At 36.0% G+C, this 21,727-nt stretch carries 18 protein-coding genes and 1 riboswitch; all 18 genes read left to right on the plus strand.

Going from position 1 to position 21,727, the window contains the following annotated elements; all coding sequences use genetic code 11:
- Window position 1 precedes the first annotated feature (1 nt).
- A riboswitch (M-box (ykoK) riboswitch) is annotated at window positions 2-173 on the plus strand.
- A 70-nt stretch (window positions 174-243) separates the two neighbouring features.
- The 18 genes from LpgJCM5343_RS01025 to LpgJCM5343_RS01110 all read left to right on the plus strand — a co-directional run bounded on the left by LpgJCM5343_RS01025 (window position 244) and on the right by LpgJCM5343_RS01110 (window position 21,698).
- On the plus strand, window positions 244-1,242 hold the full coding sequence (locus LpgJCM5343_RS01025; protein WP_101890937.1) for a P-type ATPase actuator domain-containing protein: 999 nt from the start codon (window positions 244-246) through the stop codon (window positions 1,240-1,242).
- 120 nt (window positions 1,243-1,362) lie between these two features.
- Window positions 1,363-3,339, plus strand: a complete 1,977-nt coding sequence (metG, locus tag LpgJCM5343_RS01030; RefSeq protein ID WP_101890938.1) for a methionine--tRNA ligase — start codon at window positions 1,363-1,365, stop codon at window positions 3,337-3,339.
- Complete coding sequence (locus LpgJCM5343_RS01035) at window positions 3,339-4,109, plus strand: TatD family hydrolase (protein WP_077959374.1); 771 nt, start codon at window positions 3,339-3,341, stop codon at window positions 4,107-4,109. Before metG ends, LpgJCM5343_RS01035 begins: the two co-directional genes overlap by 1 nt.
- Complete coding sequence (gene rnmV / locus LpgJCM5343_RS01040; RefSeq protein ID WP_003649533.1) at window positions 4,096-4,659, plus strand: ribonuclease M5; 564 nt, start codon at window positions 4,096-4,098, stop codon at window positions 4,657-4,659. Before LpgJCM5343_RS01035 ends, rnmV begins: the two co-directional genes overlap by 14 nt.
- Window positions 4,649-5,539, plus strand: coding sequence for a 16S rRNA (adenine(1518)-N(6)/adenine(1519)-N(6))-dimethyltransferase RsmA (gene rsmA / locus LpgJCM5343_RS01045; protein WP_101890939.1), 891 nt, complete (start codon window positions 4,649-4,651; stop codon window positions 5,537-5,539). Before rnmV ends, rsmA begins: the two co-directional genes overlap by 11 nt.
- 76 nt (window positions 5,540-5,615) lie before the next feature.
- Entirely contained in the window at window positions 5,616-5,855 is a 240-nt protein-coding gene (locus LpgJCM5343_RS01050) for a Veg family protein (RefSeq protein ID WP_003647898.1), read from the plus strand.
- Between the two features lie 120 nt (window positions 5,856-5,975).
- Entirely contained in the window at window positions 5,976-6,812 is an 837-nt protein-coding gene (gene purR, locus LpgJCM5343_RS01055; protein WP_039155628.1) for a pur operon repressor, read from the plus strand.
- A gap of 47 nt (window positions 6,813-6,859) precedes the next feature.
- The gene (glmU, locus tag LpgJCM5343_RS01060) at window positions 6,860-8,245 is read left to right on the plus strand and encodes a bifunctional UDP-N-acetylglucosamine diphosphorylase/glucosamine-1-phosphate N-acetyltransferase GlmU (RefSeq protein WP_003649530.1); all 1,386 of its coding nucleotides are present in this window, start codon (window positions 6,860-6,862) and stop codon (window positions 8,243-8,245) included.
- A gap of 109 nt (window positions 8,246-8,354) precedes the next feature.
- Window positions 8,355-9,326 carry a ribose-phosphate diphosphokinase gene (locus LpgJCM5343_RS01065; protein ID WP_020806572.1) on the plus strand — a complete coding sequence of 324 codons (972 nt, stop codon included), beginning with the start codon at window positions 8,355-8,357 and terminating at the stop codon, window positions 9,324-9,326.
- Window positions 9,327-9,481: 155 nt separating this feature from the next.
- Entirely contained in the window at window positions 9,482-10,426 is a 945-nt protein-coding gene (locus LpgJCM5343_RS01070; RefSeq protein WP_003649528.1) for a LacI family DNA-binding transcriptional regulator, read from the plus strand.
- A gap of 103 nt (window positions 10,427-10,529) precedes the next feature.
- Complete coding sequence (locus LpgJCM5343_RS01075; RefSeq protein WP_003649527.1) at window positions 10,530-12,188, plus strand: glycoside hydrolase family 13 protein; 1,659 nt, start codon at window positions 10,530-10,532, stop codon at window positions 12,186-12,188.
- A gap of 10 nt (window positions 12,189-12,198) precedes the next feature.
- Window positions 12,199-13,923, plus strand: a complete 1,725-nt coding sequence (locus tag LpgJCM5343_RS01080; RefSeq protein WP_003649526.1) for a glycoside hydrolase family 13 protein — start codon at window positions 12,199-12,201, stop codon at window positions 13,921-13,923.
- Window positions 13,924-14,076: 153 nt separating this feature from the next.
- On the plus strand, window positions 14,077-16,347 hold the full coding sequence (locus tag LpgJCM5343_RS01085) for a glycoside hydrolase family 65 protein (protein ID WP_039155635.1): 2,271 nt from the start codon (window positions 14,077-14,079) through the stop codon (window positions 16,345-16,347).
- Window positions 16,332-16,994, plus strand: a complete 663-nt coding sequence (gene pgmB / locus LpgJCM5343_RS01090) for a beta-phosphoglucomutase (protein WP_020806567.1) — start codon at window positions 16,332-16,334, stop codon at window positions 16,992-16,994. Before LpgJCM5343_RS01085 ends, pgmB begins: the two co-directional genes overlap by 16 nt.
- Before the next feature lie 20 nt (window positions 16,995-17,014).
- Window positions 17,015-18,118, plus strand: coding sequence for an ABC transporter ATP-binding protein (locus LpgJCM5343_RS01095; RefSeq protein WP_003647890.1), 1,104 nt, complete (start codon window positions 17,015-17,017; stop codon window positions 18,116-18,118).
- 110 nt (window positions 18,119-18,228) lie between these two features.
- The gene (locus LpgJCM5343_RS01100; RefSeq protein ID WP_101890940.1) at window positions 18,229-19,446 is read left to right on the plus strand and encodes an extracellular solute-binding protein; all 1,218 of its coding nucleotides are present in this window, start codon (window positions 18,229-18,231) and stop codon (window positions 19,444-19,446) included.
- 36 nt (window positions 19,447-19,482) lie between these two features.
- Entirely contained in the window at window positions 19,483-20,838 is a 1,356-nt protein-coding gene (locus LpgJCM5343_RS01105; protein WP_003649523.1) for a carbohydrate ABC transporter permease, read from the plus strand.
- A gap of 2 nt (window positions 20,839-20,840) precedes the next feature.
- On the plus strand, window positions 20,841-21,698 hold the full coding sequence (locus tag LpgJCM5343_RS01110; protein ID WP_003649522.1) for a sugar ABC transporter permease: 858 nt from the start codon (window positions 20,841-20,843) through the stop codon (window positions 21,696-21,698).
- Window positions 21,699-21,727 lie beyond the last annotated feature (29 nt).

Here is a 21,727-nt window from a genome sequence, read left to right on the forward strand (position 1 = left end):
GCAAATAAACTGTTAGGTGAGACTCCTACGTGAACATATGCTGTCGCCCAGCAACATCCAGAGATGCCAACGGGTCAAACAGGGATCGTCGATATAAGGCCCTCCCCAGCCAGCTAGTTATGTTAAATAACCTTACGTCACGTAGTGTTAAAACTGAACGACGAGTATAAAAATCGCTTGGATTTGAGCCGATGCAGTTTTTGCATCGGTCTTTTTGTTTGTTTGCTAGGTTCTTAAGAAAGGATGTTGAAGATGTTCAAAATCAACACTTCCGGCACAAGAAATACTACAGACACCAAGCTGGTGCGCCGGATTGCATGCGAAGATAAGTTTGCGACGCTGCAACGATTAAAAACCTCAATTAGCGGCCTTCAAAGTAAAGATGCGAGGCAACGCTTAGCAAAATACGGATCTAATGAAATAATAATTAAACATGATAAGACAAAACTTCACTATTTGTTAAAGGCTTTTATAACTCCTTTTTCCCTTGTTCTGCTTTTTTTAGCAATTGTAGCAATTTTTTTAAATTCCTCTCAACATACTCTTAACCTAAGTCCAGCAATTTTTGTTTTAGCAATTTTATTTATTTCAGCCATTTTAACTGCTATGCAAAATATTCGTATTAATACTAATATTCAAAATTTGATAAATCGAATTTCTAGAACAACTCAAGTAATGCGTGATTGTGAACCACAGCAACTTTTAACCCGTGATCTAACAATTGGAGATGTGGTACTACTTAAAGCTGGAGATATTGTTCCAGCTGACGTTAAATTACTGAAAAGTAATGATTTAGAGTGCTCATTACTTGGTGAAGAAGACACTGTGAAAAAGAGTGCTACTAATTACACTGGTAAAAATAATAACTTAGATTATGCTAATATTTTATATGCAGGCACAATTATTCTTTCAGGTTCAGGCATTGGCGTTATCTTTGCGACTGGTAAAGAAACTGTTTTTGGAAAGGTAGTTCAAAATCTTTCTAAGATTAATCTAGAGAACCATCTCTTTAATTCTAGTATGAAAAAATTAACCAAAATCTTTTTAACATTAATTCTAGTTATTGTTCCAGTTGTTTTGCTAATTAATGAAATAATGCGCGGTAATTGGGAGAATGCTTTAATTTTTGCTGTAGCAATTACTATTGGCATAACGGCTGAGGTAATGCCAACAGCTATTGTAAATAACTTGGTAAAAGCCAATATCGATATGCCTAGGATTCGAGCGACATATGACAATTAATTATCTAAATAATTTATAGGAATTCCGTATTTTATAGAATTCCTTTTTTTAATGTACAAATTAAGTCCTACATGCTATGTTATACTAGCAATTAAAAGACTTATGAGAGGAAGAATAAAGATGGCTGAAAAGAAAACTTTCTATATTACTACACCTATTTATTATCCATCTGGAAAATTAACTATCGGTAATGCTTATACTACGATTGCTGCTGATACAATGACTCGCTACAAAAAATCTCGCGGTTTTGATACCTTCTTTTTAACAGGTACTGATGAACACGGTTTGAAGATTGAACAAAAAGCTGAAGCACAGGGTATTAAACCTCAAGAATTTGTAGACAAGATGGCAGCTTCTTATAAAGAGTTATGGAAGATGTTAGATGTTTCTTACGATCGCTTTATTAGGACAACTGATGAAGACCACGTTAAGGCTGTTCAAAAGATTTTTGAAAAGTTGTTAAAGCAAGGCGATATTTATTTAGGCGAATATACTGGCTGGTATTCAGTTGAAGATGAAGAATACTTTACTGAATCACAACTTGCTGAAGTTTATAAAGATGATAATGGTAATGTTATTGGCGGTAAAGCTCCGTCAGGCCACGAAGTTCGTTTGGTTAAAGAACCTTCATACTTCTTTAGAATGAGTAAATATGCTGATCGTCTTTTACAGTATTATAAGGATCATCCAGACTTTATTTTGCCTCACTCTCGTGAAAAGGAAATGATAAATAACTTTATCAAACCAGGTCTTGAAGATCTTTCAGTAACTCGTACAACAGTTGACTGGGGAATTCCTGTACCAAGCGATCCTAAGCACGTAGTTTATGTTTGGATTGATGCACTTTCTAACTATATTACTGCCCTAGGTTATGGCTCAGATGATGATTCATTATTTAAGAAATACTGGCCAGCTGATGTTCATTTAGTAGGTAAGGAAATTGTGCGTTTCCATACAATTTATTGGCCAATTATGTTAATGGCATTAGGCTTGCCACTTCCTAAGCAAATCTTCGGCCATGGCTGGGTTTTAATGAAAGACGGTAAAATGTCTAAATCTAAAGGTAATGCCGTTTATCCAGAAATGATTGTTAAACGCTATGGATTAGACGCTCTTCGTTACTACTTGATGCGTGCAATTCCATTTGGTTCAGATGGTATTTTTACTCCTGAAGATTTCGTTGAGAGAGTTAACTTTGATTTAGCTAATGACTTGGGTAACTTGCTAAATAGAACTGTTTCAATGATTAACCAATACCAAGATGGTCAAGTTGCACCAGTTGCAGCAGAACAAGATGAATTTGCTCAAGACTTGATGAAGACAGCTAAGGAAACAATTGCTGAATATCAAAAACAAATGGACGCTCTTCACTTCTCTCAAGCTCTAGATAGTGTTTGGAAGCTTATTTCTCGTGCAAATAAATACATTGATGAGACTACTCCTTGGACTTTGAATAAAGAGGGCAAGAGCGAAGAATTATCTAAAGTAATGTCTAATTTAGCTGAAAGTCTTCGTTTAGTTGCTATTTTAATTGCACCAGTAATGACTCAAAGTCCAGTTAAGATGTTTGAACAACTTGGTCTTGACTGGAATAATGAGGAACAAAAGAAACTTGAATTTGGCGGCTTTGACTGGAATGTTAAAGTAACTGAAAAACCAACTCCAATCTTCCCAAGACTTAAGAATGATGTTGAAGTTAAATACATTAAGGAAGAAATGAAGAAGGCAAAACTAAAGAAGAAGACTAGAAGCCAGCAAAAAGAAGAAAAGCATATCACCATTGATGACTTTGACAAGGTTAAGATTCAAGTTGGTCAAATTTTATCAGTAGAACCAGTAAAGGGTTCAAGTAAGCTGTTGATGTTTAAGCTAGACTTTGGCGATGGAAATGAGCGTCAAATTTTGAGTGGTATTCGCAAGTTCTATCCAGATGCAAGCGAACTTTTAGATAAAAAGGTGCTAGCAGTAACTAACTTGAAACCACGTAAAATGTTAGGTCATGAAAGTCAAGGTATGCTTTTATCTAGTGAAAAAGATGGTCAGGTTAAATTAGCTATTGTAGGCGATGAACATGAAGTTGGGGCTGAATTAGGCTAATGAAAATTTTTGATTCGCATACGCACTTAAATGACGTGCCTTTTCGAGGAAAAGAAGAGATCTACCTTGATCGAGCAAGAGAATTAGGTGTGGTAAAAAGTGCGGTTGCTGGACAAGATCCAGAATTTAATGAACGAGCAGTTGATCTAAGTCAAAGATTTGATAATTTATATGCTATTGTTGGCTACTGTCCAGACGTAGCTAAGGATTATGATCAAAAATCAGAAGATAAGCTAGTTGAGCAGCTAAAAAAGCCTAAAACTGTTGCTTTAGGAGAAATTGGACTAGATTATTACTGGGATGAATCGCCAAGAGATGTTCAACGAAAAGTTTTTGCGCAGCAGCTTGACTTAGCTCATAGCTTAAAGATGCCAGTAAATATTCATACACGTGATGCTTTTGAAGATACATATCAAGTTTTAAAAGATAGTCATGTCGGTGAATATGGAGGAATAATTCATAACTTTAATGGTGATCCTGATTGGCTTAAAAAGTTTCTTGACTTAGGGATGATGGTGTCATTTTCTGGCGTTGTTTCTTTTACTAAAGCAACTGACGTACATGCTTCTGCCAAAGTTGTACCATGGGATAGATTTCTGATTGAAACTGATGCTCCATATTTAACGCCAAAGCCATACCGCGGAAAGCAGAATGAAACAGGATATGTGCGTTATGTTGCAGAAGCGATCGCTAAGTTACGTGACACATCTGTTGAAGAAGTGGCAAAGCACACGTTTGAAAATACGATGAGGGCATATGGAATCAAATAATCAAAAACAGTTTAATGCGGTAGTTGTTGTTGAAGGACGAGACGATACCAAGAGATTAAAACAGTTTTTCCCAGGAATTGAAACTATTGAAACTAATGGCTCGGAGGTATCTGATCAAACTTTAGCAGAAATTAAGAAACTGGCAAAAACACGAGAAATAATTATCTTTACAGATCCAGACTATAATGGTGAAAGAATTAGAAGACTGGTGACTAATGCTGCACCCAATGCTAAACAAGCTTTTATCACTCGTAAAGAGGGAGAGCCAACTAAGAGAGGAAATAGCTTAGGAGTTGAACATGCGTCAAAAGAAGCACTAGTACGTGCTTTGGGTGATTTGCACGAGGTTCAAGCAGTAGAGAGTGATATTACTAAAGAAAAGTATGATGATTTGGGTCTAGCAGTTAGTCCAGAAGCGCGTCTTTTACGTGAAAAAGTTGGGATTAAGTTAGGAATTGGATATGGAAATAGTAAACAATTCTTAAAGCGCTTAAAAATGTTTGGAATTACTTATAAAGAATTAAAGAGGGCAGTTGAAGATGTCAAATAGTATGCCGATTGCTAGTCCAGTTCGGACTCAGGCGATTGTTAATCGCTACTTTATGCATGCAAAAAAGAATTTGGGGCAAAATTTCTTAGTAGATTTAGCCGCAATTAAGGGAATTGTTGAAGCGGCTGATATTCAAACAGGTGATCAAGTTATTGAAATTGGACCAGGAATTGGGTCTTTAACTGAGCAGCTTCTTTTAGCTGGTGCCAAGGTGTTAGCTTATGAAGTTGATCAAGATTTACCTGAAATTTTAAAAAATGAATTGCCACAAAAAGTTGCTGGTGAAGAATTAAGCAATCGCTTTAAATTAGTCATGAAAGACGTATTAAAGGCAAACTTTACTAAAGATAGCGATGGTTTTCTTGATTTAAATAAGTCGGTTAAAATTGTTGCTAATTTGCCTTACTACATCACAACGCCGATAATTTTTAATCTAATTAAGAGTAATTTAGCTTTCAGTAGTTTAACGCTAATGATGCAAAAAGAAGTGGCTGAGCGTTTAGTTGCTAAACCCAAGACTAAGGAATATGGCCCTTTAACAATTGCTGTTCAAAGCAGAATGAATGTGAAGCTAGCAGAAGAAGTGAAAAGTACGTCATTCATGCCACGCCCAAAGGTTGACTCTGCAGTTGTTGTCTTGACGCCACTTACTGAAAAGCCAGATATTGACGATTATTCTTTCTTTGATCATGTTGTAAAAATGTGCTTTGCTCAGCGCCGAAAAACACTAGCTAATAACTTAAAATCCTTAGTCAAGGATAGAGATATGCGTGAAAAAATGATTAATGATTTAGGACTAGATCTTCGAGTTCGTCCGGAAGAATTAACGCTAAATCAATTTGTAGAGTTAGCACATCTTTTAAAAGATCAGCAAGCATAGAACGCTTACAATTTACAGACTTGAAAAAATATTAATTTTTTGATAGAATAGTACCCAAGCAAAGGAGTGACGTCCAGTGCCAACAACACTAATGGCAATTAAACATAATTTGGATTCTCATTTGGGCGAAAGCTTGGTAGTAGTAGCTCAAGCAGGAAGAAAGAAAGTAACACGCCGTAAAGGTAGATTAACTAAGACTTATCGTGCAGTGTTTGTAGTTGACCTTGATCAAGATCAAAACAACTTTGAACGAGTATCTTACAGTTACACGGATTTATTAACCAAGAACATTGAGCTTGAGTTTGATGAAATGTAAGCGACAATAGAATATATTACGAACAATCACTAGTATTTTTCTTAAAATGCTAGTGATTTTTCTTTAGATAGAGTATATTTAAGTTTAGAAATTTAATTTAATGTTTAGGAAGGTAAAAGCATGAAACGTTCAGAAAGATTAGTTGATATGGTTAAGTATCTTTTAGCTCGCCCTCATACTTTGATTGCATTGCCATTTTTTGCAGATCGCTATGGCGCAGCTAAATCTTCAATTTCAGAAGACTTGGCAATTTTACGTCAAACTTTGGCTAGCGACCAAAATGGTATTTTAGAAACTGTAGCAGGAGCTGCTGGTGGAGTGAGATACATTCCTTTTGTTGGGAAAAAAGAGGCTACTAACTATCTTCATGATTTAGCTGACCGTATCGAAGATCCTGATCGTATTTTGCCTGGTAATTTCGTTTACTTATCTGATATTTTAGGCTCACCACAAGATTTGCAGCAAATTGGACAATTGATTGCAACCAAATATGCCTACAGTAATGTTGATTATGTAATGACAATTGAAACTAAGGGGATTGCTATCGCGCAAGCAGTTAGTCGCTTTTTAAACGTACCATTTGTGATGGTTAGAAGAAGACCTAAAATTACTGAAGGATCAACAATCTCGGTTAACTACGTTGCTTCGTCAAGTGAACGAGTTGAAAAAATGGAATTAGCAAAAAGACTACTTCCAGAAGGAAGCAATGTATTAATTGTTGATGACTTCATGAAAGGCGGCGGAACTTTAACTGGGATGGAAGAACTAGTTAAGGAATTTAAGGGAACAGTTGCTGGAATGTGCGTTCTCTGTGAGACAAAATACGCTTCTCAAAAGGTCGTAGATGATTATCAATCACTGATTAAGATTACTGAAGTTGACAGAACTAAAAAGCTAATTAAAGTGCGGCCAGGTAATTTCTTAGAGCAGACGGACTTCAATCGTTTTCCAAAATGATATACTGATAGTTGTTTAAATATAAAAATTGAAGGGATATAAAACTAATGAATAAGTATATTGTTATCTTAGCTGCTGGAAAAGGTACCCGCATGAAGTCCCAACTTTACAAGGTATTACACAAGGTTTGCGGTAAAACTATGGTAGAGCATGTGGTGGATGCTGCTAAGGGCACTAATCCAGATAAGATTATTACTGTAGTTGGAAATGGTGCAGATAGCGTTAAAGATGTTTTATCAGGTCAATCAGACTTTGCTTTTCAAAAGCAACAATTAGGTACTGGCGATGCTGTACTGGCAGCTAGTGATTTATTAGCAAATCTTGAGGGTTCAACTTTAGTTGCTACTGGTGATACTCCGTTATTTACTGCTGAAACTTTTAACAACTTATTTAAGAAGCATGAAGAAAGTGGAAATAGCGCAACTGTTTTAACTGCAAAAGCGCCAAATCCATTTGGTTACGGCCGTATTATTCGTGACGAAGATGGAAATGTTTTAAGAATTGTTGAACAAAAAGATGGTACGCCAGAAGAATTAGCAGTAGATGAAATTAATACTGGTGTCTTTTGCTTTGATAATAAAGAACTATTTAAGGCTTTAAAACAAGTTGGCAATGACAACGCTCAAGGCGAATATTACTTAACTGATGTTTTAGAAATTATGCGTAAAGCTGGTCATAAAGTTGGTGCGTATGAAATGCCAGATTTTAGTGAGAGCTTAGGAGTTAATGACCGAATTGCTCTTGCTCAGGCAACTAAGATTATGCAAAGAAGGATTAATGAAGAGCACATGAGGAATGGTGTTTCATTTATTGATCCAGATACAGCATATATTGATAGTGACGTTAAGATCGGTAATGACACTGTTATTGAAGGAAACGTTGTTATTAAAGGAAACACTGAAATTGGCAGTGACTGTTATATTACTAATAGTTCAAGAATAGTTGATTCTAAGATTGGTAATCATGTTACTATTACTTCTTCAACTCTTCAAGAAGCTCAAATGGATGATAATACTGATATTGGACCTAATTCTCACCTTCGTCCAAAGGCAATTATTAGAAAAGGTGCTCATATCGGAAACTTTGTTGAGATCAAGAAAGCTGAAATTGGTGAAAATAGTAAAGTAGGACACTTAACCTATGTTGGGGATGCTACTTTAGGTAAAGATATTAATATTGGCTGTGGTACTATTTTCTCTAACTATGATGGTGTGAAGAAGTTCCATACTAATGTGGGGGATCATTCATTCATTGGTGCTGGTGCTACGATTATTGCCCCAGTTAATATTGCAGATCATGCATTTGTTGCAGCTGACTCAACTATTACTAAAGATGTTGAACGCTATGATATGGCAATTGCTAGGGGAAGACAAACGAACAAGCCTGATTACTGGCATAAGTTACCGCTCTCAAAAGATAAAGAATGGGAATAAATTAAAAGAAGTTGTTAAACACAACTTCTTTTTTTGCTATTTACAAGCGTAAAGGATATTTTTTTGCTATTATTAAGTATGGAATTGTAATTTTTCAGTGGAGGAAATTATGTCTCAATTAGACAAAGAAATCAAAATTTTTGCGCTTAACTCTAATAAGCCTTTAGCAGAAAAAATTGCTGATAAGGTTGGAGTTAAGCTTGGTAAATCTGATGTTAAACGTTTCAGCGATGGTGAAATCCAAATTAACATCGATGAGTCAGTTCGTGGTAAAGATGTTTACTTGGTACAATCAACTTCAGCTCCAGTAAATGATAATTTAATGGAATTATTGATCATGATTGATGCTGTTAAACGTGCATCAGCTAGAAGCGTAAACTTAGTTATGCCTTACTACGGATATGCACGTCAAGATCGAAAGACCCGTGCACGTGAGCCAATTACAGCTAAGTTAGTAGCTGATATGTTGCAAAAAGCTGGTGCTGATCGAGTTCTTTCGCTTGATTTACATGCCCCACAAATCCAAGGATTCTTCGATATTCCAGTTGATAATTTAATGGGTGCCCCACTCCTTGCTGACTATTTCTTGAGTCATGAATTAGAAAAAGATGCTGTTGTAGTTTCACCTGACCATGGTGGCGTAACTAGAGCAAGAAAATTAGCAGAATTTCTTAAGACTCCAATTGCTATTGTGGACAAACGCCGTCCAAAGGCAAATGTTGCTGAAGTTATGAATATTATTGGTGATGTAGAAGGCAAACGTGCAATCATTATTGATGATATGATTGATACCGCAGGTACCATTACCTTAGCTTCTCAAGCTTTAATGGATGCTGGTGCAACTGAAGTTTATGCATCTGCAACTCATGCTGTTTTGTCTGGTCCAGCAATTGAGCGTTTAAATAATTCTCCTATTAAGAAATTGATTTTAACTGACTCAATCAATCAACCTGAAGAAAAAGACTTGTCTAAGGCTGAAATTGTTTCTGTTGGGCCATTGATGGGTGAAGCAATTAAATTGATCCAAGAACATAAACCAGTTAGTCCACTGTTTAATACTCGTTTTCAATCACATAACTAAATGAACTATAAGGTGATACCTATAAGTAGGTATCGCCTTTTTTTATTGCTTTAAAAATAATAGTTTTAATTTTTAGACTCGCTAAGCGTTTACATTATTAGAATAATTACGGTAATATTAAGTTATACAGTTTTAAAAAAGGACTTAGAAGTATTATGACTACTTTATCTGATGTAGCAAAAAAAGCTAGCGTGTCTAAGATGACGGTATCACGCGTCATTAATCATCCTCAACAGGTTACGCCTGAATTAAGAAAAATTGTCGAACAGGCAATGGAACAACTAAATTATCATCCAAATTCAGTTGCTAGTGCACTAGCCCACCACCGTACAAATGTAGTTAAATTAGTAATTCTGGAGGATATTGATACAACTGAACCTTACTACATGAATTTACTTTTCGGGATTGCTAGTGGATTAGGTAAAAAACACTATGCACTACAGTTAGCAACCGATAGTGAGGTTGGTGGCGGCGATGGTTATATTATCACAGGTGGCAGAGCAAATGATGCCAAATGGCTGGACCAATTAAATAAACCATTTGTGTTATTCGGTGAAAATCGCTATGGCTATGATTTTATTGATACCGATAATAAATTAGGTGAACAAATAGCCACACAATATGCTCTGGATAAAAATTATCAATCAATTGTTTTCATTGGAATTGATGAAAAAGAGCCTTTTGAATATTCGAGAGAAGCTGGATATATCAACACCTTGCAGAAGCATAATATGATTCCTAAGATTTTTAGAATCCAAAATCATAGTAGTTTAGCTGAAAAACTAATTATTAGTAATTGGAAAAAGTTTGCCCCCAACACTTGTTTTATTTGTGCAAGTGACCGAATAGCGGTTGGGGTTGTACGTGCTATTCAAAGAAAAAATGGAAATATTCCACGGGATTTTGGAATTATTGGCTTCGATGGAGTTTTCTTAGATCAGGTATCAAATCCTAAGTTAACAACTATTAAACAAAATTTATTTAAGTTAGGTGAACTCTTAGCAGAAATGATTTTGCAAAAGATTCAACAAGGCGGAGCTCAGCAGGGCGAGGTTCTTATTGAACCGGAATTAATAAAAAGTGAATCTACTAGAATTTAAGAAGCTATGGATGAGCTTCTTTTTTTGATACCGGTAACATTTAAATAGCATTGTAAGCGCTTAAAATTATTGCTTAAAATAGGATTTATGGAGGAAGTTTATTATGAGACATTGGTATGACCAAGCAATTATTTATCAAATTTATCCTAAGTCTTTCCAGGATTCTAATGGTGATGGTATTGGTGACCTAAATGGTATTAGGAAAAGAATACCGTATTTGAAGGAATTAGGGGTTAATGCTGTCTGGCTGAATCCGGTCTTTGTTTCCCCGCAAGTTGATAATGGCTATGATGTATCAAACTATTTTGCCATTGATCCCAAAATGGGAACTATGGAAGATATGGATAATTTAATCAAGGAAATGCATGAAGCTGGAATTCATGTAATTATGGATTTTGTTTTAAATCATACGTCTGATCAACATCCCTGGTTTCAAGATGCCATTAAAAATCCTGATAGTATTTATCGGGACTATTATATTTTTGCCGGCCAAAATAATCAGCGACCAAATAATTGGGGAAGCTTTTTTGGAGGTAGTGTTTGGGAAAAAGATCCTGCTGGAACAGGACAGTTTTATTTTCATCTTTTTGATAAAAGAATGCCTGATTTGAACTGGAAAAATCCTGAAGTTAGACATGCAATGAGTGAAATTGCAAAGTATTGGCTAGAAAAAGGAATTGATGGTTTGAGATTAGATGCCTTTATTCATATTGCTAAAGCAGACTTAAGACAGAATTTCCCAGTTAATAGTAAAGCTGAAGAACCCGTAGTAGCCGAACCATTTTTTGCTAACTTACCGCAAGTACAAAAATGGATGCGACCTTTCTGTGAGGAAATAAAGCAAGATTATCCTGATGCACTCTTGTTAGGAGAAGCAGCGAGTGCGAATGTTAATTTAGCAGTCGATTATACAAATAAAGATAACCACTTGATGGATAGCGTAATTACTTTTAGGTACTTTACAGAAGATCAAAGTCAGGTGGATCCTAGTTTTTCAGCTCAATATCAGCCGAAATCATTAGATTTAGTAAAATTTAAGCAAAATCAGGCTGTCTGGCAACAAACTTTAAGTGGCGTGTCTAAGCCCACTTTGTACTGGAATAATCATGATATGGCTAGAATAGCTACTAGAATTGCTAAAAATGATATTCAAGCTCGGAGCTTAGCCATGCTAATGTATTTACAAAATGGCCTGCCGATTATTTATTATGGCGAAGAACTCGGAATGAAGAACTTGGAGTTTGAAGACGTAACACAATTTGAGGATGAAACAGTTAAAGAATTTATTGAAAGTGCCAAAAAAGCTGGAAAAACTAGTCAAGAAGCATTGTTAATGGTAAGTAAAACTCATAAATTGCCAGCTAGAGGGCCAATGCCTTGGAATAATGCAAAAAATAATGGATTTAGTGATGGGAAACCTTGGCTTAAAGGAAAGAAAGTTGATCATGCTAATGCGGCTGATGAAATAGCAGATAGCCATAGCATGTTTAATTTCTACAGAAAATTAATTAGCCTAAAGAAAGAAGCATTGTTTGAAGATGGGGGCTATTATTTATTGCCAACGTCAAACGATAGTTATGTTTATGAGCGTAATTTAGGAGATCAAAAAGCATTAGTCGCTGTTTCTTTAAGTAAAGATGCTATAGAACTTGACGTAGATCCTGAATTTAAGCAAGAAAAATTAGTAGCAGGCAACTACCAATTGAAAGATGGAAAATTAAAATTGGCTCCGTATGCAGGAGTAGTATTAACAAAAGACTGAGGAGTAAAATATGCAACTAGCAGCTTTAAGACATAGAACTGAAAGCGAAGACTGTACTGTAATTGATCATTCGCACGTGAAAATTAGACTTCATACTGCTAAAAATGATGTAAAAAAAGTTATTGTTCACTATATTGATAATTATTTGCCACCTGCAGATGCAGCAACGCTAGAAATGAAAAAAGCAGGTAGCGGCCAAGTAAACGATTATTGGACAGCGACTTTAACAGCACCGTATCATCGAATTAAGTATACTTTTGAAGTTATTGGTAATGATGGCAGCCACGTTATTTTTGGTGATCGTAGTATTGAAAAATTTAGCGATGAGAAATTAAGAGAAGATGGCTTATATTTTAAAGTGCCATATTTTCATGATATTGATCGTATTAAAACGCCTGCTTGGCTCAAAGACATTGTTTGGTATCAAATTTTTCCAGAACGCTTTGCTAATGGAGATAAAAGCAATGATCCAGTTAACGTTAAGCCTTGGAATCCAGAGGATCATCCCGGCAGAGAAGACTTTTACGGTGGAGATTTGCAAGGAGTGTTAGATCATTTAGATGATTTACAAAAGTTAGGAATTACTGGCTTATATTTTTGTCCTATTTTTAAGGCAAGCTCTAATCACAAATATGACACCATTGATTACTTACAAGTTGATCCAGCTTTTGGCGATAAAGATTTATTTGCAAAAGTAGTTAATGAAGCCCACAAGCGCGGGATGAAAGTGATGTTAGATGCAGTTTTCAACCATCTTGGTGACCAATCAATGCAGTGGCAAGACGTGGTTAAAAATGGTGCCAACTCTCGCTTTAAAGACTGGTTCCATATTAATTCTTATCCTGTTGAACCTTACCGGGATCCAAGTAAGGGAGAAAAGAATCCGCCATATGAAACTTTTGCTTTTGAAAAGCACATGCCCAAATTAAATACTGCTAATCCAGAAGTACAAGATTTCTTATTAGAAATTGCAACTTATTGGGTAAAATATTTTGATATTGATGCTTGGCGCTTAGATGTAGCAAATGAAGTTGACCATCACTTTTGGAAGAGATTCCATGACGAATTAATTAAAATTAAGCCAGACTTCTATATTGTTGGCGAAATATGGCATTCAGCTCGCCCGTGGCTTCAAGGAGATCAATTTACGGGTGTAATGAATTATCCATATACTTTGCAAATTGAGGATCATTTCTTTAAGCACAACTTAGATGCTAAGGAACTTAGTGAACACTTAACTGATCAATTAATGATGTATCCAGATATTGTGGACCAAGCGATGATGAATATGCTTGATTCGCATGATACAGCTCGAATTTTGACTTTAGCAAAAGGTAATCAAGACTTAGCTTTGCAAGCGATAGCTTATGAATTTGCTCAACCCGGGATACCATGTATTTACTATGGGACAGAAATGGGGATGAGTGGCGATAACGATCCTGATTGTCGTAAGCCGATGGATTGGAGTAAGTTGAATGGACCAGTCTGGAAGAGAGTTCATGAATTAGTCAAATTCCGTTTAAAACATCGAGATACTTTAAATCAAGGTGACATTAAGTTAACGGTAACAGAAAATGGTCTACTAAAAGTTGAACGAATAGGAAAAGAAACAATAAATGCATACTATAATACCAGTGCTCATGATGTGAAAATTGATAAGAAACCAGCGCTTAGTCAAAACTATGAAGACGGTATTTTAGCGCCAGATGGCTTTTTGGTAGAAGTAAAAGCTTAAATTTATGATAAGAAAAAGCAGCGATAAGAGGCTGCTTTTTTTCTTATAATTTTTTGATACCGGTAACATGAAAATAATCATTGTTAAGCGCTTTCAGTAAATAGATAATAGACTTGTAAACAAAAAACCTCACAGAAGTGATGGAGAATGATGATGAAGAGAATTTTTGAAGTTGATCCTTGGAAAGTAACAACGCATAAATTTTCTAAGGAAGATAAAAGATTACAAGAAAGTATTACCGCAATTGGTAATGATTATATGGGAATGAGAGGAAACTTTGAAGAGGGTTATTCTGGTGATACTCTTCAAGGAACCTATTTAGCAGGTGTTTGGTTCCCAGATAAAACTGTTGTTGGTTGGTGGAAAAATGGTTATCCAAAATACTTTGGTAAGACTCCAAATGCACCAAGCTTTATTGGAATTGGAATTACTGTTAATGGTGAAAAGCTTGATTTAGCAAAAGTTAAATTTAGTGATTTTGAATTATCACTTGATATGCATCAAGGTCTTCTCTCAAGAAGCTTTGTCTATGAAGGAAAAGATGTCAAAGTTAAGTTTGAATTTGAACGTTTTCTTCATATTATTCAAAAAGAAGCAGCCTTAATTAAAGTTAAAGCAACTGTACTTGAAGGACATGCAAAAATTGATTTTGATTCAACTTTAGATGGAACAGTTGTTAACGAAGACAGTAATTATGATGAACGTTTCTGGGTTCCACTTGGTGAAGATAAAGATAGAAGAACTATCCAAGTAAAAACTAAGCCAAATCCATATGAAGTTCCTCAGTTTACGGTTTTGCTTAAGCAAGCATTACGCCATAACGGGGAAGCACTTCAAGGTGAAGTTTCAAGTCAAGAAGCCAAGTTAAGTGAAAAAATTTCAGTTGAACTAGATCAAGATCAGAGCTATGAGCTTGAAAAAGACGTCATCGTTGTAACAAGTCGTGACGTTGAAGAGAAAGATCAAGCTGATGTTGCAGAAAACTTAATGAGCAAGCTTCAAGCAAAAAGCTTTGCAGAAAACTTGGCTGAACATACTGCTACCTGGGAAAAGCGTTGGGAAACAAGTGATGTTGAAATTGCTGGGGATGCAGCCGCTCAACAAGGCATTCGTTTCAATATTCTTCAATTATTTATGACTTACTATGGTGAAGATGAAAGATTGAATGTTGGTCCAAAAGGATTTACTGGTGAGAAATATGGTGGTGCTACTTATTGGGACACCGAAGCATTTATTGTTCCAATGTACTTAGCCATTACTAAACCAAGTGTTACTAAAGCATTGCTAGAATATCGTCATAATCAATTACCAGGCGCTTATCACAATGCTAAGGAACAAGGTCTTCCAGGTGCGTTATTCCCAATGGTTACCTTTAACGGTATTGAATGCCACAACGAATGGGAAATTACTTTTGAAGAAATCCACCGAAATGCTGATATTCCGCACGCAATTGCAATGTACACCGAATATACTGGTGACGATAGCTATGTTAAGAACGAAGGCATGGATGTCTTAGTTGGGACTGCAAGGTTCTGGGCAGCTAGAGTTCATTGGTCTAAATGGCGTAATAAATATGTAATGCATGGTGTTACTGGACCAAATGAATATGAGAATAATGTCAATAATAACTGGTTCACTAGTACTATGGCAAGATGGCTCTTGAAATATACGCTAGAGCGTTTGCCGCTTGCAACTAAAGAAGCTCAAGAAAGAGTTCATGTCACTGAGGAAGAAAAGGAAAAGTGGCAAGACATTGTTGATAAAATTTATCTTCCAGAAGATAAAGATTTGGGCATTTTCTTACAACAGGATGACTTCCTTGATAAAGAAATTCGTCCAGTAAGCGAAATTGAGGATCAAAGACCAATTAATCAACACTGGTCATGGGATAAGATTTTAAGATCGCCATTTATCAAGCAAGCAGATGTATTACAAGGAATCTACTTCTTCCCAGAAAATTACACTAAAGAACAAAAAGAGAAGAACTTTGATTTTTATGAACCATTAACCGTTCATGAAAGCTCATTATCTCCTTCAATTCACTCAGTTTTAGCAGCTGAACTAGGAAAGAAAGATAAGGCTGTTGAGCTTTATGAAAGAACTGCAAGACTTGACTTAGATAATTACAACAACGATACAGTTGACGGTTTGCACATTACTTCAATGAGTGGCTCATGGCTAGCAATCGTGCAAGGCTTTGCAGGTATGCGTTATGATCACGATCAATTAAAATTCAAGCCATTTATTCCAGATAACTGGAATCATTACAGCTTCAAGATTAATTATCGCGGTCGCTTGATTGAAGTTTATGTTGATCACCAAGAAACTAAGATTTCACTGCTTAAAGGTGAAAATCTCGAAATTTTAGTTAATGATCAAAAAGTTATGCTCAAAGAAGGTGAAACTGAATGCTTAAAGGCTTAATTTTTGACTTAGATGGGGTTTTAACTAACTCGGCTGTTTACCACTTGACTGCTTGGAATAATTTGGCTAAAGAATTAGGAATTAACCTAACAGATGAACAGCTTAATAGCTTAAGAGGTATTTCAAGAATGGATTCATTAAATTTGATCTTGAAATACGGTGGTCAAGAAAATAAATATTCTGAAGCAGAAAAAGAAAAATTTGCTGCAGAAAAGAATACTAAGTTTGTTGAACAAGTTGAAAAGATGACGCCAGCAGATATTTTACCGGGCATTCCTGAATTACTTAGTGATGCAAAGAAGCAAAATTTAAAGATGGTTATTGCTTCTGCCTCAAAAAACGCACCTAAGATCTTAACTAAATTAGGAATTATGGATGAGTTTGATGGCATTGTTGATCCAGCTACTCTTCATCGAGGAAAACCAGATCCAGAAATTTACGAAAAAGCACAAAAATTACTGGGTTTGAATGCAGATGAAGTTATTAGCTTTGAAGATGCTCAAGCTGGTGTTCAATCAATTAAGAGTGCTGGACAATTTGCAGTAGGGATTGGAGATAAAGAAGTCTTAAAAGAGGCTGATTATGTTGTTCCAACTACTAAAGAATTAAAACTTTCAGAAATTGAATCAGTTTTTAATAAAAAATAAGAGGGAAGTAGGGAAAGAGAATGGTTGAAGTAGATTTAAACCATATCTATAAAAAGTACGAAGGAAATGATAAATATTCAGTTAATGACTTTGATTTACACATCAAAGACAAAGAATTTATCGTTTTTGTTGGGCCATCTGGTTGTGGTAAGTCAACTACTTTAAGAATGGTTGCTGGTCTGGAAGATATTTCTAAAGGTACTTTAGAAATTGACCATAAAGTAATGAACGATGTTGCTCCTAAAGATAGAAACATTGCGATGGTATTCCAGAACTATGCTTTATACCCTCACATGTCAATTTACGACAACATGGCTTTTGGATTGAAGCTTCGTCACTACAAGAAAGATGAAATTGATAAACGGGTTAAACATGCTGCTGAAATTTTGGGCTTGTCTGAATACCTTGATAAAAAGCCATCGGAATTGTCTGGTGGTCAAAGACAGCGTGTTGCCTTAGGACGTGCAATTGTGCGAGATGCACCAATCTTCTTGATGGACGAACCTTTATCAAACCTAGATGCAAAATTACGTGTCACAATGCGTGCTGAAATTGCTAAATTACACCAAAACTTAGGAACTACTACTATCTATGTTACTCACGATCAAACTGAAGCTATGACTTTAGCTGACCGAGTAGTTGTTATGTCAGTTGGTCAAGTTCAGCAGATCGGAACGCCACTTGAAGTTTACAACAAGCCTGTAAATATGTTTGTTGCTGGTTTTATCGGTTCTCCGCAAATGAACTTCTTCAATGTTCACTTTAAGGGTAATCGAATTAGTGACGGCAAAGGTTTAAATATCGAAATTCCTGAAGGTAAGGCTAAGATGCTTAAAGATAAGGGATATGAAGATAAAGACTTAGTCTTTGGTATTCGTCCAGAAGACATTCACTCAGAAGAAGCCTTCCTTGAGACTTGGCCAAACCAAACTGTTAAATCTACAGTTGTCGTTTCTGAATTGCTGGGATCAACTATTCAACTTTATCAAAAAGTAGATGGCACAGAATTTGTAGCCATCGTAAATGCCCGTGATTACCATACTCCAGGCGATAAGGTAGAAATGGGATTTGATGTCAACAAAGCTCACTTCTTTGATAAAGATACAACGAATGCCATTCGTTAACTTGCAGAAGAGGACGCTTCTGCAAATATTAATTAAGCTTACAACGAGTGTGAAACTTGGTTCACGGTTGTAATAATGTGTTTAGCCTTTTATGGCTAGGAGGAAATATCATGAAGTTATGGAAAAAATTGGCTTTAGGTAGTGTCGTAGCTTTATCAGCTATTTCATTAACTGCCTGTGGTAAGAGTTCTAATTCAAACGAATCAAAGAGCTCAGATAAACAACTAACCCTTTGGGTAGATACTGCTCGTGTTAGTTGGTACAAGGGTGTTGTAAAAGACTTTGAAAAAGAACACCCTAACATTAAAGTTAAGGTTACCCAAAACCCTAATGGTTCTGCTAATGCCAAGACTGACGTTGGTAAGGACCCTTCAAAGGCCGCAGATGTTTTTGGTGTTCCAAACGACCAATTAGGTCAAATGGCAGATTCAGGTTATATCAACCCACTTTCACCATCTGATACTAAAGAAATTAAGAAAAACTCAGTTCCAGAAGCATATAAGGGTGCTGAATGGAAAGGTAAGCTTTACGCATATCCATACGCAGAACAAGCACAAACCGTTTACTACGACAAGTCTAAGCTTTCTCCAGAAGATGTTAAATCTTGGAAGACCATGACTTCTAAAGGTGTAGTTGCAACCGACTTTACTAACGCTTACGTAATGTGGCCAGTAATGTTCTCAGCAGGCACTAAGCTATTTGGCGACAGCGGAGAAGAAGTAAAGGGTTCAACATTTGACTCACAAAATGGTGTTAACGCAATGAAGTGGTATGCAGAACAAAAGAATAACAAGGGTGTTATGCAAACCTCTAACGCACTTAACCAATTAAAGAAGGGTCACGCTCAAGCTATCTTAGATGGTCCATGGAATGCAGCAAACATTAAGAAGATCTTAGGTAAGAACTTGGGCGTTGCACCATATCCAACTATTGAACTTGGTGGCAAGACTGCTCAAATGGAAGCTTTCTTAGGTATTGAATGTTTCGCAGTTAACTCTCATACTTCTAACGCTAAGAATGCTGCAATATTGGCTAAATACTTATCAAACAAAGAAAACCAATTAATCGTTCACAAGAATGCTGGTGAAATTCCTGTAAACAAGGCAGCTCAAAATACTACAGAAGTTAAGAATGATCCAGTTGCTAAGGCTGTAATTCAAATGGCTCAACCAGGCTACTCAGTTCTTCAACCAAAATTGCCACAAATGTCAATCTTCTGGAACGACTCAGCTCCATTAATTAGTGGTGCATACGACGGCAAGATTAAGCCATCACAATACAAGACTAAGCTTGCTAAATTACAAAAGAGTATTTCTAAGAAAGAATAATCTTAAAAAATCACATAAGCAAAGGTTTGATTAATTATGTTTAAGAAAAAACATGCTACGCCTGCGGTTACCTTAAAGGAAACGTGGAAAGATGGAGATACCGCAACCAAATTAACATTCTTCATCATGGGTTTAAATGCTATAAAGCATCGGCAATGGCTAAAAGGATTTTCGCTTTTATTTTCCGAAATTGTATTTTTAATTTGGTTCTTTTTAAGTGGAATTCATTCAATTGCTGGCTTGAGCAATTTAGGTGCAATAAAAACGAAACGAGTTATATTTGATAAAGCACAAGGAGTATATGTTACTCAGCAACCAGATAATTCAGTTTTGATCTTATTATTTGGTATTTTGGCTTTATTCATCGTTGCTGGCTTTATTTACCTATATATCATTAATCTGAAATCTAATAAGCATACTTTCTTATTAGAAAAAAGACATGAACATATTCCAACTAACCGCGAAGAGATTGCATCTTTGTTTGACCAAAGATTACATGCAACCTTGATGACAATTCCAATTGTTTTAATTATCTTATTTACTGTTTTGCCAACTGTCTTCATGATTTCCATGGCCTTCACTAATTATGATCGTCAACACTCAATCGGATTTTCATGGACTGGATTCCAAGCATTTGGAAACGTGTTAGGAGGAGACTTAGCTGGTACTTTCTTCCCAGTTCTAGGTTGGACTTTGATTTGGGCAGTGGCAGCTACTGCTACTACTTTCTTCTTTGGAGTTTTGCTTGCACTTTTGATTGAATCAAAGGGGATCAAGCACAAGAACTTATGGAGAACAATCTTTGTAATTGTCTATGCTGTACCACAATTCGTTTCTCTATTAATGATGGCTCAATTCCTTGATTATCAAGGACCATTGAATACATTACTTATGAACTGGGGCTGGATTAGCCACCCAATTCACTTCATTGATAATCAGGCTAGTCCACTTGTCGCAAGAATTACAGTTATCGTGGTTAACATGTGGATTGGTATCCCAGTTTCAATGCTAACTTCAACTGCTATTATTCAAAACTTACCTCAGGACCAAATTGAAGCTGCACGTATTGATGGTGCAAGTCCAGTACAAATTTTTAATCACATTACATTCCCACAAATTCTCTTTGTAATGTCTCCAGCTTTGATTCAGCAATTTATTGGTAACATCAACAACTTCAATGTTATCTACTTGCTGACTGGTGGTGCGCCAATGAATAATAACTACAACGGCGCTGGTTCTACTGACTTGCTAGTAACTTGGCTATATAACTTAACATTTGGTCAAGAGCAACGCTACAATGCCTCAGCTGTCTTAGGTATCTTGATCTTTATCATTAGTGCAACATTCTCACTAATTGCATATCGTCATACTAATGCGTACAAGGAGGGCTAAAAATGAAGTCTTATCATAATCAAAGAAAGATTGCATTAATCTTTAGATATGTTCTATTAGCCATCTTGGCCGTTTTATGGATATTCCCAATTATTTGGATTATTTTAGCTAGTTTTTCATACAACAACACAGGATTCGTATCTACCATTTGGCCAGATAAGTTTACTTGGCAAAATTATATTGGTATCTTTACTAACTCACAGTATCCATTTGTCAACTGGGTATTAAATACATTGTTTGTCGCTGTTATCTCAGCAACATTATCAACTTTTGTTACAATTGCGGTTGCTTACGTATTATCAAGATTACGTTTCCGCTTCCGTAAGCCATTCTTACAAATTGCTTTAGTTTTAGGGATGTTCCCAGGCTTCATGTCAATGATTGCTTTATACTACATCTTAAAAGCTTTGAACATGTTAAACCTTGGCGGCTTGATCTTAGTTTATGTTGGTGGTGCAGGATTAGGTTTCTACATTGCTAAAGGATTCTTTGATACAATGCCACGTGCAATTGATGAAGCCGCTGAAATTGATGGTGCAACTAAGTGGCAAGTATTTATTCATATTGGATTGCCACTTTCAAAACCAATGATCGTTTATACCGCACTTACTTCATTCATGGCTCCATGGGTAGACTTCATTTTCTCAGGTATTATCCTCTCTACCTCTGGAAATCCGAAGACTTACACGGTTGCGTATGGTTTATACAACATGGTCCACTCATCAAAAGGTATGATGGCTCAATTCTTTACTCAATTCATTGCTGGTTGTGTGGTTATCGCTATTCCAATTACAATTTTGTTCATTGTAATGCAGAAGTTCTACGTTAACGGAATTACAGCAGGTGCTGATAAGGGTTAATCAAATTAAAGTTTATGTGAAAAAAGTGT

Origin of the sequence: Lactobacillus paragasseri (assembly GCF_003584685.1) — a bacterium.
GTDB lineage: Bacteria > Bacillota > Bacilli > Lactobacillales > Lactobacillaceae > Lactobacillus > Lactobacillus paragasseri.

Bases quoted from the DNA above. Each gene is read 5' to 3' on its own strand.
- LpgJCM5343_RS01070 (WP_003649528.1), top strand. From the start codon at position 9,482: ATGACTACTTTATCTGATGTAGCAAAAAAAGCTAGCGTGTCTAAGATG.
- LpgJCM5343_RS01080 (WP_003649526.1), top strand. From the start codon at position 12,199: ATGCAACTAGCAGCTTTAAGACATAGAACTGAAAGCGAAGACTGTACT.
- LpgJCM5343_RS01075 (WP_003649527.1), top strand. From the start codon at position 10,530: ATGAGACATTGGTATGACCAAGCAATTATTTATCAAATTTATCCTAAG.
- LpgJCM5343_RS01025 (WP_101890937.1), top strand. From the start codon at position 244: ATGTTGAAGATGTTCAAAATCAACACTTCCGGCACAAGAAATACTACA.
- metG (WP_101890938.1), top strand. From the start codon at position 1,363: ATGGCTGAAAAGAAAACTTTCTATATTACTACACCTATTTATTATCCA.
- LpgJCM5343_RS01110 (WP_003649522.1), top strand. From the start codon at position 20,841: ATGAAGTCTTATCATAATCAAAGAAAGATTGCATTAATCTTTAGATAT.
- LpgJCM5343_RS01095 (WP_003647890.1), top strand. From the start codon at position 17,015: ATGGTTGAAGTAGATTTAAACCATATCTATAAAAAGTACGAAGGAAAT.
- rsmA (WP_101890939.1), top strand. From the start codon at position 4,649: ATGTCAAATAGTATGCCGATTGCTAGTCCAGTTCGGACTCAGGCGATT.
- LpgJCM5343_RS01085 (WP_039155635.1), top strand. From the start codon at position 14,077: ATGAAGAGAATTTTTGAAGTTGATCCTTGGAAAGTAACAACGCATAAA.
- LpgJCM5343_RS01105 (WP_003649523.1), top strand. From the start codon at position 19,483: ATGTTTAAGAAAAAACATGCTACGCCTGCGGTTACCTTAAAGGAAACG.
- LpgJCM5343_RS01035 (WP_077959374.1), top strand. From the start codon at position 3,339: ATGAAAATTTTTGATTCGCATACGCACTTAAATGACGTGCCTTTTCGA.
- pgmB (WP_020806567.1), top strand. From the start codon at position 16,332: ATGCTTAAAGGCTTAATTTTTGACTTAGATGGGGTTTTAACTAACTCG.
- LpgJCM5343_RS01100 (WP_101890940.1), top strand. From the start codon at position 18,229: ATGAAGTTATGGAAAAAATTGGCTTTAGGTAGTGTCGTAGCTTTATCA.
- glmU (WP_003649530.1), top strand. From the start codon at position 6,860: ATGAATAAGTATATTGTTATCTTAGCTGCTGGAAAAGGTACCCGCATG.
- rnmV (WP_003649533.1), top strand. From the start codon at position 4,096: ATGGAATCAAATAATCAAAAACAGTTTAATGCGGTAGTTGTTGTTGAA.
- purR (WP_039155628.1), top strand. From the start codon at position 5,976: ATGAAACGTTCAGAAAGATTAGTTGATATGGTTAAGTATCTTTTAGCT.
- LpgJCM5343_RS01065 (WP_020806572.1), top strand. From the start codon at position 8,355: ATGTCTCAATTAGACAAAGAAATCAAAATTTTTGCGCTTAACTCTAAT.